Origin of the sequence: Microbacterium marmarense (genome assembly GCF_037204165.1) — a bacterium.
Taxonomy (GTDB): Bacteria; Actinomycetota; Actinomycetes; order Actinomycetales; family Microbacteriaceae; genus Microbacterium; species Microbacterium marmarense.
Map to the genome: position 1 here is coordinate 1 of NZ_JBBDGL010000005.1, position 15,586 is coordinate 15,586.

The window sequence follows — 15,586 nt, forward strand, 5'->3', positions numbered from 1 at the left end:
CGTCTGGAAAGCGAAGTGGTGGACCCGCAACGCGACCCCCGGCAGCTCACCCTGGCAAGACCTCGGCAACTACTGACCTCTGAGAGACAATGGATAGCCGGGCAGTCGACACTGACCGGCTATCTGTGTCCGAGAATTCAACGGAGAATTTCCATGACTGTATCTCTGCTCGCAAGGCGCGTCGCGCTTGTGCTCGTTGCGGCGCTGATCATTTCAATCGCCGTGCTTCCGACTCGAGCTTCGGCGCATGGTGGACCCTACGAACTCAAGGTGGCCCATGACGGAGCAGGTGGTTTCACCGTATCCGCTCGGTACACCCGCGACGCACACGTTGTAGAAGCAATCATGGATGCGGTTGTGACCGCAGTCGCTGCCGATGGCACAACGGTGGGCCCCGTTGCGCTGATCTCGTCCAACCAAGGTATCGGGCGTTGGGTAACCGAAGAGCCAATACTTGAGGAGGGGGAGTGGACAGTCACCGCGAAGACAACCACGCCACAGTTGGCTCAGGCGTCCATCGAAGTGAACGTCGAGCCGCTCGCACCACCGATCGAGATTGAATCGAACGACGAGGCGGTCATGAGCGATGACCCCTCTGTTGCGGCGGCGCCCGACGGCATTGGCAACAACGCGCTGCTTATTGTGGTGGTTCTTGGTGGCCTCCTCGTCGCAGGCGTTGCGGCGGTTGTGGTGATGATTCAGTTGCGCAACAAACGCCGCTGAACTGCGGTGCCCTGCATTCCGGTGACGCGGCGATCGCTTCGCTGGTGAGAGGGCCCCGAGCATGTGAAAGCGGCGCCGGTTGCGAGATGACTCTCGCAACCGGCGCCGCTTTCGTCGGCGCGAACCTATTCTCGAGCGCCCCGTGCTGCGAAGCGCTGCTGCAGCAGCACCGCCACGACGATGATGATGCCCTTCGCTACCGCCTGCACCGAAGACGACAGGTTGTTCTGAACGAACACGTTCGACAATGTGGCGAAGATGAGAACGCCGAACACCGTGCCGACGATGGTTCCGCGGCCGCCGATCAGCAGCGTTCCACCCACAACGACCGCAGCGATCGCGTCGAGTTCATAGAGCGTGCCATGGGTCGAGGTGCCAGCGGTCGTGCGTCCGAGGATCATGACCGCGGCGATGCCGGCGCTCAGACCCGCAATCGCATACAGCCACACGGTGTGGCGCTTGACATTGATTCCCGCCAGACGCGCCGCCTCGCGGTTTCCTCCGATTGCCACCGTGCGCCGCCCGAAGGTGGTGCGGTTGAGAACAAGCCAACCCGCGAGCGCGACCAGCGCGAACATCCAGATGAGAATGTCGACGCCGAGGAAGTCAGCGTTCATGAAGTCGATGAAGTCACGGGAGTCAACAGTGAGCGTACGACGTTCCGCGAGAATCTCGGCGAGGCCGCGGGCGGCCACCAGCATGGCGAGCGTCGCCATGAACGCGACGACGTTGCCATAGGCGATCACCACTCCGTTGATGATGCCGGCAACGATGCCCACCGCGATAGCGACGACGACCATGAGGATCCAATGCGTCTGATCGACGAAGTGCTGCATCACGTCGAGGGTCGCCACTACCGAGGCCAAACCCATCACCGAGCCCACCGACAGATCGATGCCTCCCGAGATGATCACAAAGGTCATTCCGATGCTGATCACTCCGATGATGGAGGCTTGTCGAAGGATGACAAGAATGTTGTTCACGCTTGTGAAGCTGTCTCCCGCGGTGATTGCTCCCGTGACGAAGATGAGCGCGAGCGCCACGATCAGGCCGATGTTGCGGCCGGTGGAGCTTCCCAGCACCTTTCGCCAGATCGGTGGGTCCTCGGTTGTGGTGACCGTGGTGGTGGTCGCCGGGTCGGTGGACTCCACGCCCGGGGGTGTCTGCTGACTCACGCGGCAGTTCCTTTCATAACAAGGTCGAGCACTCCGTGCTCGTCGATTTGTGAAGCGGGGATCGTGTCGAGCACGCGCCCTTCGGCGACGACGAGCACGTTGTCGGCCAAGCCGAGCACCTCGTCGATCTCGCTCGAGATGACAACGATGGCGTTGCCTGCGGCTGCGAGGCGACGGATGAGTGCGTAGATCTCGGTGCGCGCACCCACGTCAACACCCCGGGTCGGTTCATCCAGCAGCAGCACTTCGGTGCCGTGGACGAGCCAGCGCGCCAACAAGATCTTCTGCTGGTTTCCACCCGACAGCGTGATCGCAGCTCGATCGGGGTCAGCGGGGCGCAAATCAAGCGCTTCGATCTGTTCGCGCGCCACGTTGCGTTCGGAATTTTCTCGCAGCCATCCGTTCTTGGCGAACCGGCTGATTGACGACAGCGTCACGTTGACATAGATGGGCTGTTCGAGCACAAGCCCCTGGCTCTTTCGCTCTTCGGGCGAGAGCCCGATTCCCGCGTTGACCGCGGCTACGACCGAACCGCGTCGAAGCTGCTTGCCTCCCACATGCACTGTTCCGGATGTCGCTCGCCGGGCCCCGTAGATGGTCTCGACAATCTCGGAGCGGCCTGATCCCACGAGCCCGGCGAGGCCGACGATCTCACCCGCTCGGACGCTGAATGACACATCTTCGAAGCATCCTTCGAGCGCGAGGTCGCGCACTTCCAGCACCACGGGCGCGTCAGCGGCGATCGGGGTGGCAGGGGGGAACACGTTCTCTACCGTGCGGCCGGTCATCAACCGGATGAGCTCTGTTGTGGGGGTATCTCCGACCGGCAATGATGTCGCTGTGGTTCGTCCGTCTTTGATGACTGTGATGCGGTCACCGATCTCGCGAATCTCTTCTAGCCGGTGCGTGATGTACACCACCGCGATTCCGGCGGAGGTCAGTTCGCGAACGACGCCGAAGAGATTCTGTACCTCCTCGCTGTCAAGCACCGCTGAAGGTTCGTCCATGATGATGAGCTTCACATCGTGAGAGAGCGCGCGCGCCATGCTGACGATCTGCTTGTTGGCTGCGCTCAGCGTTCCCACTTCGGTGTTGGGCGATAGTGAGCTGTGCCCGAGCCGCTTCATCAGCTCTTTGGCCAGCCGGTTGGCTTGGGCGCGCTTAGTGAACCCCGCGCGCTGCAGCTCGTGCCCCAGGAAGATGTTCTCCGCCACGGTCAGCCCGTCGACGACATCGAGCTCCTGGTACATCGTGGCGATGCCAAGGCCGAGAGCGTCGAGTGGAGACTCGATCTGCGTCTCTTTTCCCAGCCAGATGATCTCGCCGCTGGAAGGCTGATGCACGCCTGCCAGCGTCTTGATGATTGTGGACTTGCCCGCACCGTTCTGGCCGAGAATGCAATGCACTTCGCCAGCGCGTACTTCCAGGTCTACATGTTTCAGAGCGCGCACGCCTGCGAAGGACTTCGACAGCCCTCGGACGTTGAGGACTACCTCGTGGTCGACTTTGATCATTCCCGCAACATAACAGATTGGGGGCACATCCGCACCCGTTTCTTCGGGTTGTTGCCGCGTCGTTACGCGGATTGCGCGCAAACATGCGGCGGCGGAAAAGCGCTAGACATGGCAACTGAAGTGATGTTATGTTGTGGCGAACGCCAATTCGAGTGAACCGTTCCCGACGGATCGCCGGCGACACAGCACCACACTCATGCAACATTGCATCACCTCAAAGGAGAGATTCATGGCAATCAAGAGTTCCCTCGCGCGACGAATGGTTTGGGGCGCCACAGCCTCGGTAGCGGCGATCGCTTTGCTGGCCGGCTGCACCGGTTCCACGGCCGAAGACGAGTCAGTCGTAGACCAGGGCACCACTACCGAAGAAAATGCTGAGGCCGGCGAGACCGTCACCATCGGCTTCTCGGGTCCGGCTGCCGACCACGGCTGGCTCGGCGCCATCAACTCTGGCGCCATCGCCGCAGCCGACAGCTACTCCGATGTAGAGCTGCAGCTCGCAGAAGGCACCAACGATGTGACGGCTCAGATTGCCGCTGTCGAAACGTTCATCAACGATGGCGTCGACGCAATCGTGCTGCTGCCCAGCGATGGCGCGGCGCTGACCGAGGTGGCCATCAAGGCGATGCACGCCGGTATTCCGGTGATCAACGTCGACCGTGAGTTCTCGAGTCCCTTCGCCGCTCGCACCACCGTGCTCGGCGACAACTACGGAATGGGAGTCAGCGCTGGCACCTACATCTGTGAGCAGCTCGGGGACGACCCCGACGCAATCGTTGCTGAAATCGCTGGCATCGACTCCCTGCCCCTGACCCAGGATCGCTCCGAAGGATTCGCAGCGGCTCTTGATGACTGCGGCCTTGAAGTCTCGGCTCGCGTTGCCGCAGACTTCACGGTTCAGGGTGGCGAAACTGTGACCTCTCAGCTGCTGTCGGCCAACCCCGAGATCGATGCCATCTGGAACCACGATGATGACCAGGGCATCGGCGTCCTCGCCGCGATCAACTCGGCAGGTCGTGACGAGTTCTTCATGGTCGGTGGTGCCGGCTCGCGCGACGCGATGGAACTCATCGAAGCCGATGACTCGGTCCTCAAGGCCACCATCATCTACCCCTCCACTCAGGCTGCTGACGGTATCGCCCTTGCGCGTCTGATCGCACAGGGCAAGACGATGAGCGATCTGATCACGCCGAGCGTGCCGAACCGCATCGTGCTCGACGCACCGGTCGTTACGAAGGAGAATGTCGACCAGTACATCGATCTCGCGTTCGCTTCCTGACCCGACGATAGTGGGGGCCGCGGTCAACGCGGCCCCCACTATGCTGGGCACTCGCCCAGTGCGATGAAACCCCAATACTCGATGGAGAGAAACGTGACTGAGAGACTTCGCGTCGCCATGATTGGCTACGGCTTCATGGGCGCCGCCCACTCCCAGGGGTGGCGAGTGGCGCCCCGATTCTTCGATCTGCCAGCGCAGCCCGAGATGGCCGTTCTGGTTGGGCGCAACGCTCAGGCCGCCCAGGCTGCCGCAGACAAGTGGGGGTGGAACGAGGCTGCCAGCGACTGGCGTGAGGTCATCACCCGCGACGACATCGACATCATTGATATCGTCACCCCGGGCGATTCGCACGCCGAGATCGCCATTGCCGCGCTCGATGCGGGCAAACACGTGATGTGCGAGAAACCGCTCGCCAACACCGTCGAGGAAGCGCTGGCGATGCGCGATGCCGCCGAGCGCGCCGCCGCGAAGGGCGTTCGGTCGATGGTCGGGTTCACCTATCGGCGCGTTCCTGCGACCACGTTCGCGCGCCAGCTTGTTGCAGACGGGCGGTTGGGAGATATTCGCCAGGTGCGGGCCGCCTATCGCCAAGACTGGCTGATGGATGCCGACGGGCCCATGACGTGGCGCCTGCAGAAAGACCGCGCCGGTTCCGGATCCCTCGGCGACATCGGGGCCCACGCCGTCGATCTCGCTGAGTACATCACGGGACTGAATGTGGAGAAGGTGTCGGGCCTGCTCGAGACCATCGTCACCGAACGGCCCCTGCTGGGCGAAGGCATCGGGCTGTCGGGCACCGCATCGACCGAGCGCGGCACCGTTGACGTCGACGACGTCGCCGTGTTCTCGGGGCGTTTCGCAGCTCCCGAGGGTGGATTCTCTGCGGTTGGCAGCTTCGAGGCAACCCGTTTCGCCACCGGCCGCAAGAACTCGCTCACCATCGAAGTCTCTGGGTCGCTGGGCGCACTGGCTTTCGACCTCGAGCGCCTCAATGAGCTTGAGTTCTATGACGCGACCTTGCCCTCCACAGAGCAGGGCTTCCGCACGATTCTCGTCACTGAGAGCGAACACCCATATCTTGCGCCATGGTGGCCAGCCGGGCATATGCTCGGCTACGAGCACGGCTTCTCGCACCAGGTCGTCGACTTCGTGACAGCCGTTCGCGATGGCGTGTCACCTTCGCCGTCGTTCGACGATGGACTTCACGTTCAGCACGTTCTTGACGCCGTGACGCGCAGCTCTGATGACTCCGGCCGTTGGACTTCCGTCGGCTGACCGCCGGCTACTCTCCTGTCACTGATTCGACGACGAAAGGCAAGCGACATGGCTCGACCGATTACTCTTCTTACCGCGCAATGGGCGGATCTTCCCTTCGAGGAGGTGGCTCGACTCGCTGGCGAGTGGGGTTACGACGGCCTCGAGATCGCGTGCTGGGGAGATCATCTTGATCCTTCGCGGTGGGATGATGACGAATACGTCCAGGGCAAGCTCGACACGCTCGCGCGAAACGGGCTTTCGGTGTACGCACTGGCCAACCACCTCCAGGGGCAAGCGGTCTGCGACGATCCGATTGATCAGCGCCACCGCGACATCCTGTCGGATGAAGTCTGGGGGGACGGCGACCCAGAAGGCGTTCGTCAGCGCGCAGCCGAGCAGATGAAGAACACCGCGAGGCTCGCCGCCAAGCTCGGAGCGAAGATTGTCACGGGTTTCACCGGATCGTCGATCTGGAAGTGCGTGGCGATGTTCCCACCCGCGTCTGATGCGATGATCGACGCCGGATACCAGGACTTCGCCGATCGGTGGAACCCCATTCTCGATGTGTTCGACGAGGTGGGAGTGCGATTCGCGCACGAGGTGCACCCGTCTGAAATCGCGTACGACTATTGGACGACTGTTCGCGCGCTCGAGGCGATCGGTCACCGGGAAGCATTCGGCCTCAACTGGGACCCCTCCCACATGGTTTGGCAGCAGATCGACCCCGTGGCCTTCCTCTGGGACTTCCGCGACAAGATCATCCACGTGCACTGCAAAGACACCAAGGTTCGCCTGAGCAACGGTCGCAACGGGCGACTTTCTTCGCACTTGCCGTGGGCCGACCCGAGGCGTGGGTGGGACTTCATCTCGACCGGGCACGGAGACGTGCCGTGGGAGGACTCCTTCCGCATGCTGAACGCGATCGGATACGAGGGCCCGCTTTCGGTTGAGTGGGAGGATGCTGGCATGGATCGACTGGTCGGAGCGCCAGAAGCACTCTCATTCATGCGCCGTCTCTCGACTTACGTGCCTTCGGAAGCTGCTTTCGACGCAGCCTTCTCGCAAGCCTGACTTCGGTTCATCAAACAGTGCCCGAGCGTGATGCGGTGCATGAGGCGGGCAAAGTTCACTCCGGCACCGCATCACGCACGATGGTCGACGAGATCCGGCGCCAGAACCTGCGGCAAGTGCTCCTTCTCGCGCACCGCTCTGGACCCCTCTCTCGCGCGGAGCTCACTCGTGCAACCGGTCTCAATCGCTCCACGATCGGCGGTCTGGTAGCAGAGCTTCAGGAGCGCGGACTGGTGCACGCGCACGCCGCCACACCGACCCGCAAAGTGGGACGTCCGAGCGCCGCGGTGTCTGCGTCGACACAGACCGTTGCGATCGCGGTCAACCCCGAAGTAGACACGATCGACGTGGCGCTCGTGTCGCTTGGCGGGCGCGTGGTGCACCGCGTGCGCTACGCAAACGACCACATCCCGACTCCTGCTGAGTTCGTGAACATCGTCGGCGCGATCATCGAGGGCATGCGGCCCGACCAGCTGGGATTGCGCTCGGTGGGCGTCGGCCTGGCAATTCCCGGCCTCGTGCGAGAAGCTGACGGGCGCGTGCTATTGGCACCACACCTCGACTGGCGCGACGTGCCCGTCGCCGCGATGCTCGAGGCGAAGATCGGTCTACCCGTGGTGGGGGCCAACGATGCAAACTGCGGCATCTTGGCTGAGGTGGCCTTCGGTGCGGCGAGCGGCACGGGCGTGATCGTCTACCTGAACGGCGGCGCGAGCGGCATCGGCAGCGGCATCGTCATCGACGGGCAGCTGATTCGCGGCAGTGGCGGGCACGCGGGAGAGTTCGGGCATACGCTCGTCAATTCGATGGGTTCGAGCTGCCACTGCGGTGCCGTGGGATGTCTCGAAACCGAAGTTCGACTGGACCGCCTTATCGCTGCCGCTGGCGCCAGACCCTCCACGGCAGCCGAGATGAACGCGCTCGTCTCTGACGCGTGGCACCATCCACAATCGGCGTGCGGGCGTGAGCTTCACCGCCAGCTTCCGTATCTCGCGACAGCGTTTCGCACCATCATCAATGCACTGAACCCGGTTCAACTGGTGCTCGGTGGATACCTGGCGGCGATTCTTCTTGCCGCGGGCGAGACGGCGCTGACCGACCGGATCGGTCCGTCATTGCCCGGGGCGCGCGAAGAGGTGAGTCTCGCGGCGACGCAACTTGGCGATGGGCTGTTGCTGATCGGTGCGGCGGAGTTGGTGTTCGCACCGCTCGTTGACGACCCCGCCAGTCAGCAGCGCGTGGACGGGGCGATTGCGTCGAACCTTGAGAGTCGGCCGGCTCTAAAGCTCTGAAGCTAGCGCGGCGGGGTCAGACAGCAAAGGCGCAAAGGCAGCTTCGGCAGCGCCGATGAGCAGACGATCCTCGCCGAGACCAGCAACTCTGAGCTCGAAATCGTCTCCGATCTCGTTCATCGCGTGGGAGCGCACCAACGTCGCCAGTCCCACGGTGTCGGTCGAAGCCAGCGTAGCCAGGAACCCGCCCAAGACGACCACTTGCGGGTCGAGCACGTTCACCGCGTTCGCCAGCGCGGTAGCCAGAATGCGGCGTTGTCTTGCAATCTCATCGCCGGCCGCGTCGCCGATGGCGTGCGTGAGCACGTGTGCAAGCGTGGGTTCATCGGCGCTGCTGAGGCCGGCAACACTGAGCAGGCGGGCACGACTGACCTCGTCTTCGAGCACTCCGTTGGGTGCCCTTCGGTCGGCGTCGGCCAGAATGCCCGGTCGGTTCTGGCCGAACTCGCCCGCGTAGCCGCTCGCGCCGCGGACGGGCAGTCCGTGCACAACGATCCCACCACCGATACCACTCGCGCCGCCGTTGAGGTATACGACGTGAGCCACGCCCTTGGCAGCGCCGAAGAGGTGTTCCGCGACGAGACCGAGGGTCGCGTCGTTGTCGATCACGGTCGGCAACTGTGTGAGCTCGCTGACGATATCGCGCAACGGCACGTCATGCCAGCCCAGGTGGGGCGCGTTTCTGACAAGTCCGTCATGGGTGCGAACGAGGCCTGGTACGGCGATGCCGATGCCGACGAGTCGTGCGTCGGCGAGCGGCCCGGCCTTCCACAGCTCGATCTGCTCGTTGATCATGCGCGCGGTGGCTTCGGGTGTGGGTGCTCCTGCGACTTCGATACGCTCGCGAGCGATCACCACACCGTTGAGCGCTACCGCACCAAAGGTCACAGCGTCGATCTCGGGGTTGACGGCGATCGCCATCCAGTTTCCGCGCGTGCGCACGACGAGTGACGGTCGACCCACGCGATGAGCACCCGTGGGCGCTTGCTCCTCCACCACGCCGCGGCGGCTCAGCTCGCCTACGAGGTCGGCGATGGTCGACCGATTGAGGCCGGTAGCTTCTGTCAGCCGCGATCGCGAGGTCGGACCCTCACGGTGCAGCAGTCGCACCAAATGCGCGAGATTCTGTCGGCGTACTTCCTCGCCGTTCAGCCCCATCTCGCTCATGATCTCACCATAGATGAACCGGCTGGGAGGATTTGTCGTTTGACTCGCGAATCTCGGGTTCGTACGATAGGTTGTATCGAACAACTTATTACGTTCAATGAGGAGCAACCATGAATCACCCCACTCGCGCCGACAGGTTCTCCTTCGGTCTATGGACAGTCGGCTACAACGGAACCGATCCCTTCGGCGGCCCCACGCGACCAGCGCTTGATGTCGTGCACGCCGTCGAGAAACTGTCGGAGCTAGGTGCCTATGGCTTGACTTTCCACGACGACGACCTCTTCGCGTTCGGCTCAACCGACTCGGAGCGACAAAAACAGATCGATCGCCTCAAGGGAGCTCTCGCCGACACCGGGCTGATTGTGCCGATGGTCACGACGAACCTCTTCTCGGCGCCGGTCTTCAAAGACGGTGGCTTCACTTCGAACGATCGCGACGTTCGCCGCTTCGCCCTGCGCAAGGTGCTTCGTCAGCTTGACCTCGGAGCCGAGCTCGGCGCCAAGACATTCGTCATGTGGGGAGGTCGTGAAGGCGCAGAGTACGACTCTGCGAAAGACGTACGCCAGGCGCTCGAGCGCTACCGCGAAGCCGTCAACTTCCTCGGTGACTACGTCACCGAGAAGGGATACGACATTCGCTTCGCCATCGAGCCCAAGCCCAACGAGCCGCGCGGAGACATCCTGCTGCCGACCCTGGGGCACGCGCTGGCTTTCATCGACTCGCTTGAGCGTCCCGAGCTCGTTGGCCTCAACCCCGAAGTCGGTCACGAACAGATGGCGGGACTCAACTTCGCCGCGGGCATCGCCCAGGCGCTCTATCACGGCAAGCTTTTCCACATCGATCTCAACGGTCAGCGCGGCATCAAGTATGACCAGGACCTCGTGTTCGGTCATGGTGACCTCTACAACGCGTTCGCCCTCGTGGATCTGCTTGAGCATGGCGGTCCTGACGGCGGACCGGCCTACGACGGACCGCGCCACTTCGACTACAAGCCCAGCCGCACCGAAGACGAGAAGGGTGTGTGGGAATCTGCAGCCGCGAACATGCGGATGTATCTCTTGCTCAAGGAACGGGCAGACGCCTTCCGCGCCGACCCCGAGGTGCAAGAAGCGCTGGAGGCAGCCAAGGTGTACGAGCTCTCTGTGCCGACTCTTGGGGAGGGTGAAACCTACGACGATTTCGTCGCGGATCGCTCCGCCTACGAAGACTTCAACGCAGACGAGTATGTCGGCGGCAAGGGCTTCGGCTTCGTGCGCCTGCAACAGCTCGCTGCAGAGCACCTGCTCGGCGCGCGCTAGCGGCACAACCAGGGCCTCGCACGCGCTACCGAAGTGAAAGAGAGAGCCATGGCGCTCGTATTGGGAGTAGATTCGTCGACCCAGTCCTGCAAGGTGCTTGTGACCGACACCGTGACGGGCGAGATCGTGCGCCACGGGCGGGCTTCGCACCCTGACGGCACCGAGGTCGATCCATCAGCCTGGTGGGAGGCGCTCGGCTCGGCTGTCGCGGATGCTGGCGGTCTGGACGACATCGCCGCATGGTCGGTGGGCGGACAACAGCACGGCATGGTTGTTCTTGACCACGAGGGAAACGTCATCCGGCCTGCTCTGCTGTGGAATGACACGAGATCGGCAGACGCCGCTCGCGATCTGATCGCTGAATTTGGTGCCGACGCCCTGGCCCAACGCACCGGGTTGGTGCCTGTGGCGTCGTTCACCATCACGAAGCTGCGCTGGCTGCGTGATCATGAACCCGAAAACGCCGCCCGAGTGGCCGCCATCGCCCTGCCGCACGACTGGCTCACGTGGCGACTGCGAGGATACGGCCCGGCGGCGGAGTCAGAACTCGGCCCGGTGCTCGAAGAGCTTGTCACCGATCGCTCGGACGCCTCAGGAACCGGATATTGGAACCCGGTCACCGACGGATACGATCGCGAACTGTTGACGGCAGCGCTCGGTCGCGACGCCGTGCTTCCTCGGGTGCTCGGCCCGAAAGAGTTCGTGGTGGATGCCGCGGGACGCCGGGTGGCTCCCGGCGCGGGAGACAACGCGGGCGCAGCGCTCGGCCTCGGCGCGGGCGTGGGCGACGTCATCGTATCGATCGGCACGAGCGGCACCGTCTTTGCGGTGAGCGAGCAACGCACGATCGATGCCACGGGCACCGTCGCGGGCTTTGCCGATTGCACCGGACACTTCTTGCCCCTCGTCGCAACGTTGAACGCGGCGCGCGTGCTGGATGCTATCGGTCGGCTGCTCGCCGTTGATCACGCTGAGCTCAGCCGGCTGGCTCTGCAGGCAGAGCCGGGCGCTGGCGGCTTGGCGCTCGTACCGTATTTCGAGGGGGAGCGGACTCCGAATCTGCCCGATGCGACAGCGCAGCTTTCTGGTATGACGCTGGCATCAACCACCCGCGAGAACCTCGCCCGTGCGGCTGTTGAGGGAATGCTCACGGGCCTGGCTGGCGGCTTGAATGCCCTGCGTGCACTCGGCGTGCCACTTGAACGCGCGCTTCTTGTCGGCGGAGGCGCACAGTCGGAGGCGGTACGGCAGATCGCACCGCTCGTGCTGGGCCTCGAAGTCGAGGTGCCCGAGCCCGGCGAGTATGTCGCACTTGGTGCTGCGCGGCAGGCGGCCAACGTGTTGGCGTCCAGCTGAGACGCGCACCTTCTTGCGAGGCAGTTCGAGGCACAATAGGGCCATGTCATCCGACAGCGGCCTCGATGACGTCGCCGCAGAACTCTACGCGTTGCGGCCTGACCAGTTCACCGCTGAGCGAAACGCTCGCGCGCAGACGGCTCCGAGTGCGCTTGCGCGAGCAATCAAGGGGCTTCGCAAGCCCACGGTGGCCGCGTGGGCCGTCAATCTGCTCGTCGGAGCCGGTCAGCTCGATGAAGCGTTGGCACTCGCCACCGCCCTTCGAGAAGCTCAAGATGATCTGGATGCCGCCGAGCTTGCGCTGCTCGCTCCGCAGCGCCGTGCGCTGGTGGCTGCTCTGGCCCGCAGCGCGGTCAATCTGGCTCAGCAACAGGGAGTTTCGGTAAGCCCTGCTGCTCTTGCCGACATCGAGAAGACCATCAACGCCGCAGTTTTGGACGCCTCCGCCGCAGCTGCTGTGAGCACCGCGCGATTGGTCACGCCTCTTGAAGCAGGCGGCGCAGCACCCTCAGTCGATTCGGTGGGTGGTTCACTTCCCGGCACCGCGCCAGCAGCGTCGGCGGTCGTCGATGACCTCGCCGAGCGACGCGCGCGCAAAGCAGCAGAGAAAGCGGCACGAGATGCCGACCGGGTCGCGAACGAGGCCGCGCGAGCGCTCGGCCAGATTGGCGCGCGACGGGTTGAAGCGCGCCAGCGCGCCGATCATGTTCGCGAGCGAATCGACGACCTGCGTGCAGATATCGCGAAGCGGGAAGCAGAGGCCGGCCTGATCGCAAAGACGATCGAAGAGCTGGAGCACGAGTATGCGGCCGCCGCCGAAACCGCTCTCACCTCGAAGCGCATCGCAGACCGAGCCCGAGCGTCCCTCGACGATCTGTAGTCGACTCACAGCGCTCTCGTAAGCGCATTGCCTAGCGTTGCACCATGCCGATTCCCTCGACGCTGCCGCAGATTCCTCCTGAATCAGACGAGATCACCGTTTCGCCTGCTGCCCTGCGAAGCCTGCGCGACGACCTGCAGCGTTTTTTGCTCGAGTACCGTTTCGGGCTGCAGGAGATCGAGACGAAGATCAGCATTCTGCGCGACGAGTTTCAGCTGATGCATGACTACAACCCGATCGAACACGTCTCAAGCCGCGTGAAGTCTGCCGACAGCTTGGTCGAGAAGGTTGCCCGCAAGGGCATCGAAGCTGACTTCGACAGCATCCGTGATCATGTGCATGACGTGGCCGGGGTACGAATCACCTGCGCGTTCGTGGCTGACGTATACCGTCTGTTCGATCTGCTGACGGCGCAAGACGACATCCGATTGCTCTCGGTGAAGGACTACATCGCTGTGCCCAAGCCGAACGGATACAAGAGCCTGCACGCAATCGTCGAGGTGCCCGTTTTCTTGTCGACGGGGCGCATTGACGTGCCGGTCGAAGTGCAGTTTCGTACTATCGCGATGGACTTCTGGGCGAGTCTCGAGCACAAGATCTATTACAAATACGACAGCAACGTGCCCCAAGAGCTTCTCGATAACCTGCGAGACGCTGCCACCACTGCCGCGGAACTCGACAACCGCATGGAGGGGCTCCATCATGAGATTCGAGGTGGTGGCATGCCGGCAGCGACCGAGGAGCCGCCGCCGATGACTTCTCCGCTTCGGATGTCGGCCCGCGCGACCCGCGTCTGAAAAACCGCTCGTACGCAAGCGCGCAGCGCACTCACCGGTACGCTGAACGGCGTGAATGACGTCGATACCTCGTTTGTGGTCGTAACCTTTCTTGCGGTCATGGCGCCCCTGATGGCACGAGGCCTGGGGCGGTGGGTGCGCATTCCATTGGTCGTTTTCGAACTGCTGCTCGGCATCCTGATGGGGCCGAGCCTGCTGGGCTGGATTCAGGAATCTGAGCTGATCTCGGCGCTGAGCAATTTCGGTCTCGCCATGCTCTTCTTCGTCGCGGGTACCGAAATACAGGCGGGAACTCTGCGTGGCAGAACGGGCCGAATGGCATGGCTGGGTTGGATTATGAGCCTTGCTGCGGGTTTCGGTCTTGGATGGGTTCTGATGCCCGGTGAGGGCGCGATGATCGTCGCGATCGCGTTGTCGACCACTGCGCTGGGCACACTATTGCCGATTCTGCGTGATGCTGGTGAGCTCAAGACGCCGTTTGGCATGGCGGCAAGCGCTCTCGGAACTGTCGGTGAGTTCGGCCCGCTGATCGCGATCTCCATTTTTCTCGGCGGCAGGGAGCCCGGGCTCTCGACCGTCGTTCTGCTCGGCTTCGCCATCATTGCGGCTCTCGCCGTGTGGTGGGCGATGAGGGTGCCGCAGGGCAGACTGCACGAGTTCGTGAGCTCGTCGCTGCACACATCCGGCCAGTTCGCAGTCAGGACGGTGCTGTTGATCCTCAGCGCCATGGTCGCACTGAGCATCGCACTAGACATCGACATGCTTCTCGGAGCCTTTACCGCGGGCGTGCTGTGGCGCCTCATCATGCGCGAAGCGAGTGAATCAGACCGCCATGCCGTGGAAAGCAAGATCGAGGGACTGGCCTTCGGCTTCCTGGTGCCCATCTTCTTCATCTACACAGGGGTCACGTTCGATCTGGAAGCGCTGATCGACGACCCCACACTCGCCCTGCTCGTGCCGGTCGCGCTGCTGGTGCTGTTTGCTATTCGCGGCCTGCCGTCGATGCTGGTGGCACCGAAGGGCGCCAAGTTCTCTGAGCGACTCTCGATCGCCCTGATGGGAGCGACAGGGTTGCCGATCATCGTCGCTGTCACGGCCATCGGCGTCGATGCCGAGATCTTGTCAAGCGGCGCAGCGTCGGTGCTCGTCGGCGCTGGCATGCTCTCTGTGCTGCTGTTCCCTCTTATCGCCATGACGATGCACGGCGACCGAGTGTCGCGCGACGCCGATGCCCCTGTTGAGAACGAAGCCTGAGAGCAGACGCGGTGAGTGCGACACCTGATGAGCTGCTCACCGGTGCACGCCGCGCTCTGATCGATGCTCCCAAGGAGGCTCTCGGCGAGATCGTCGTGCCGCGACGCATACTGGGTATCGCGCGCGCCCCCAAGATCATCGCACGCGGAACCGCGTGGCACTTGGGGGTGCTGCTTCTGACCGACGATGCACTGCTGGCTACCGGCGAGATCGTGCGCTCACGCCACGACGCCCCCCGCGGCTACACAGCGGAGTCTCAGCGGCACCGCTCGGAGCTTGCTGCCGCCGCCTACCGCGGTGGATTCAGCGAGGGCACGCCGGTGCATCTCGGGTGGAGTCCGTTGGAACTCAACGCACCGACGGCTGAATCAGCATCCTCAATTCTCGCGCTGGTCGACGGCGTCATCAGCGTGCGATGGAATCCGCGCGGCGGGTGGATGCCACTGCACAGATACCTCGACGAAAGGGTCGATCTGCTGATCAACCCGCCGGGCGGAGCGACGTAGCGCGCGAATGCCACGCT

General features: G+C 63.3%; 14 protein-coding genes. 11 read left to right on the top strand and 3 right to left on the bottom strand.

Annotation, left to right across the window (positions count from 1 at the left end):
- Positions 1 to 153: 153 nt before the first annotated feature.
- Entirely contained in the window at positions 154 to 723 is a 570-nt protein-coding gene (locus tag WDU96_RS12860; protein ID WP_337338931.1) for a hypothetical protein, read from the top strand.
- 125 nt (positions 724 to 848) lie between these two features.
- Here the strand turns inward: WDU96_RS12860 and WDU96_RS12865 are convergent, their stop codons facing one another.
- Both WDU96_RS12865 and WDU96_RS12870 read right to left on the bottom strand, forming a co-directional pair.
- The gene (locus tag WDU96_RS12865) at positions 849 to 1,898 is read right to left on the bottom strand and encodes an ABC transporter permease (protein ID WP_337338932.1); all 1,050 of its coding nucleotides are present in this window, start codon (positions 1,896 to 1,898) and stop codon (positions 849 to 851) included.
- Positions 1,895 to 3,412 (bottom strand): sugar ABC transporter ATP-binding protein, encoded by a 1,518-nt coding sequence (locus tag WDU96_RS12870; RefSeq protein ID WP_337338933.1) that lies wholly within the window; start codon positions 3,410 to 3,412, stop codon positions 1,895 to 1,897. The genes WDU96_RS12865 and WDU96_RS12870 overlap by 4 nt, the downstream gene beginning before the upstream one ends.
- Positions 3,413 to 3,641: 229 nt before the next feature.
- Between WDU96_RS12870 and WDU96_RS12875 the strand changes: the two genes are divergently transcribed.
- From WDU96_RS12875 to WDU96_RS12890, 4 genes are all read left to right on the top strand, one after another.
- Entirely contained in the window at positions 3,642 to 4,691 is a 1,050-nt protein-coding gene (locus WDU96_RS12875) for a substrate-binding domain-containing protein (protein ID WP_337338934.1), read from the top strand.
- 117 nt (positions 4,692 to 4,808) lie between these two features.
- Entirely contained in the window at positions 4,809 to 5,966 is a 1,158-nt protein-coding gene (locus WDU96_RS12880; protein ID WP_337339059.1) for a Gfo/Idh/MocA family protein, read from the top strand.
- A gap of 48 nt (positions 5,967 to 6,014) precedes the next feature.
- Positions 6,015 to 7,019, top strand: coding sequence for a sugar phosphate isomerase/epimerase family protein (locus WDU96_RS12885; protein ID WP_337338935.1), 1,005 nt, complete (start codon positions 6,015 to 6,017; stop codon positions 7,017 to 7,019).
- Positions 7,020 to 7,036: 17 nt separating this feature from the next.
- On the top strand, positions 7,037 to 8,311 hold the full coding sequence (locus WDU96_RS12890; protein WP_337338936.1) for an ROK family transcriptional regulator: 1,275 nt from the start codon (positions 7,037 to 7,039) through the stop codon (positions 8,309 to 8,311).
- Here the strand turns inward: WDU96_RS12890 and WDU96_RS12895 are convergent.
- The gene (locus WDU96_RS12895; protein ID WP_337338937.1) at positions 8,300 to 9,478 is read right to left on the bottom strand and encodes an ROK family protein; all 1,179 of its coding nucleotides are present in this window, start codon (positions 9,476 to 9,478) and stop codon (positions 8,300 to 8,302) included. The genes WDU96_RS12890 and WDU96_RS12895 overlap by 12 nt on opposite strands.
- Positions 9,479 to 9,588: 110 nt before the next feature.
- Between WDU96_RS12895 and xylA the strand changes: the two genes are divergently transcribed.
- From xylA to WDU96_RS12925, 6 genes are read left to right on the top strand one after another with little or no spacing between them, the layout of a single operon-like run.
- A complete protein-coding gene (gene xylA / locus WDU96_RS12900; RefSeq protein WP_337338938.1) occupies positions 9,589 to 10,776 on the top strand; it encodes a xylose isomerase in 1,188 nt (395 codons plus the stop codon).
- Positions 10,777 to 10,824: 48 nt separating this feature from the next.
- Positions 10,825 to 12,132, top strand: a complete 1,308-nt coding sequence (gene xylB / locus WDU96_RS12905) for a xylulokinase (RefSeq protein WP_337338939.1) — start codon at positions 10,825 to 10,827, stop codon at positions 12,130 to 12,132.
- A 43-nt stretch (positions 12,133 to 12,175) separates the two neighbouring features.
- A complete protein-coding gene (locus tag WDU96_RS12910; RefSeq protein ID WP_337338940.1) occupies positions 12,176 to 13,012 on the top strand; it encodes a transposase in 837 nt (278 codons plus the stop codon).
- A gap of 44 nt (positions 13,013 to 13,056) precedes the next feature.
- A complete protein-coding gene (locus WDU96_RS12915) occupies positions 13,057 to 13,809 on the top strand; it encodes a GTP pyrophosphokinase (RefSeq protein ID WP_337338941.1) in 753 nt (250 codons plus the stop codon).
- 51 nt (positions 13,810 to 13,860) lie between these two features.
- Positions 13,861 to 15,063, top strand: coding sequence for a cation:proton antiporter (locus tag WDU96_RS12920; protein ID WP_337338942.1), 1,203 nt, complete (start codon positions 13,861 to 13,863; stop codon positions 15,061 to 15,063).
- Positions 15,064 to 15,074: 11 nt separating this feature from the next.
- On the top strand, positions 15,075 to 15,569 hold the full coding sequence (locus WDU96_RS12925) for a glutaminase (protein WP_337338943.1): 495 nt from the start codon (positions 15,075 to 15,077) through the stop codon (positions 15,567 to 15,569).
- The last annotated feature ends 17 nt before the right edge of the window (positions 15,570 to 15,586 follow it).

What these genes read in the sequence shown, in the direction of transcription:
- WDU96_RS12875 (WP_337338934.1), top strand. Translation starts at nt 3,642, where the DNA reads ATGGCAATCAAGAGTTCCCTCGCGCGACGAATGGTTTGGGGCGCCACA.
- WDU96_RS12915 (WP_337338941.1), top strand. Translation starts at nt 13,057, where the DNA reads ATGCCGATTCCCTCGACGCTGCCGCAGATTCCTCCTGAATCAGACGAG.
- WDU96_RS12895 (WP_337338937.1), bottom strand. Translation starts at nt 9,478, where the DNA reads ATGAGCGAGATGGGGCTGAACGGCGAGGAAGTACGCCGACAGAATCTC.
- WDU96_RS12910 (WP_337338940.1), top strand. Translation starts at nt 12,176, where the DNA reads ATGTCATCCGACAGCGGCCTCGATGACGTCGCCGCAGAACTCTACGCG.
- xylB (WP_337338939.1), top strand. Translation starts at nt 10,825, where the DNA reads ATGGCGCTCGTATTGGGAGTAGATTCGTCGACCCAGTCCTGCAAGGTG.
- WDU96_RS12870 (WP_337338933.1), bottom strand. Translation starts at nt 3,412, where the DNA reads ATGATCAAAGTCGACCACGAGGTAGTCCTCAACGTCCGAGGGCTGTCG.
- xylA (WP_337338938.1), top strand. Translation starts at nt 9,589, where the DNA reads ATGAATCACCCCACTCGCGCCGACAGGTTCTCCTTCGGTCTATGGACA.
- WDU96_RS12880 (WP_337339059.1), top strand. Translation starts at nt 4,809, where the DNA reads ATGATTGGCTACGGCTTCATGGGCGCCGCCCACTCCCAGGGGTGGCGA.
- WDU96_RS12885 (WP_337338935.1), top strand. Translation starts at nt 6,015, where the DNA reads ATGGCTCGACCGATTACTCTTCTTACCGCGCAATGGGCGGATCTTCCC.
- WDU96_RS12860 (WP_337338931.1), top strand. Translation starts at nt 154, where the DNA reads ATGACTGTATCTCTGCTCGCAAGGCGCGTCGCGCTTGTGCTCGTTGCG.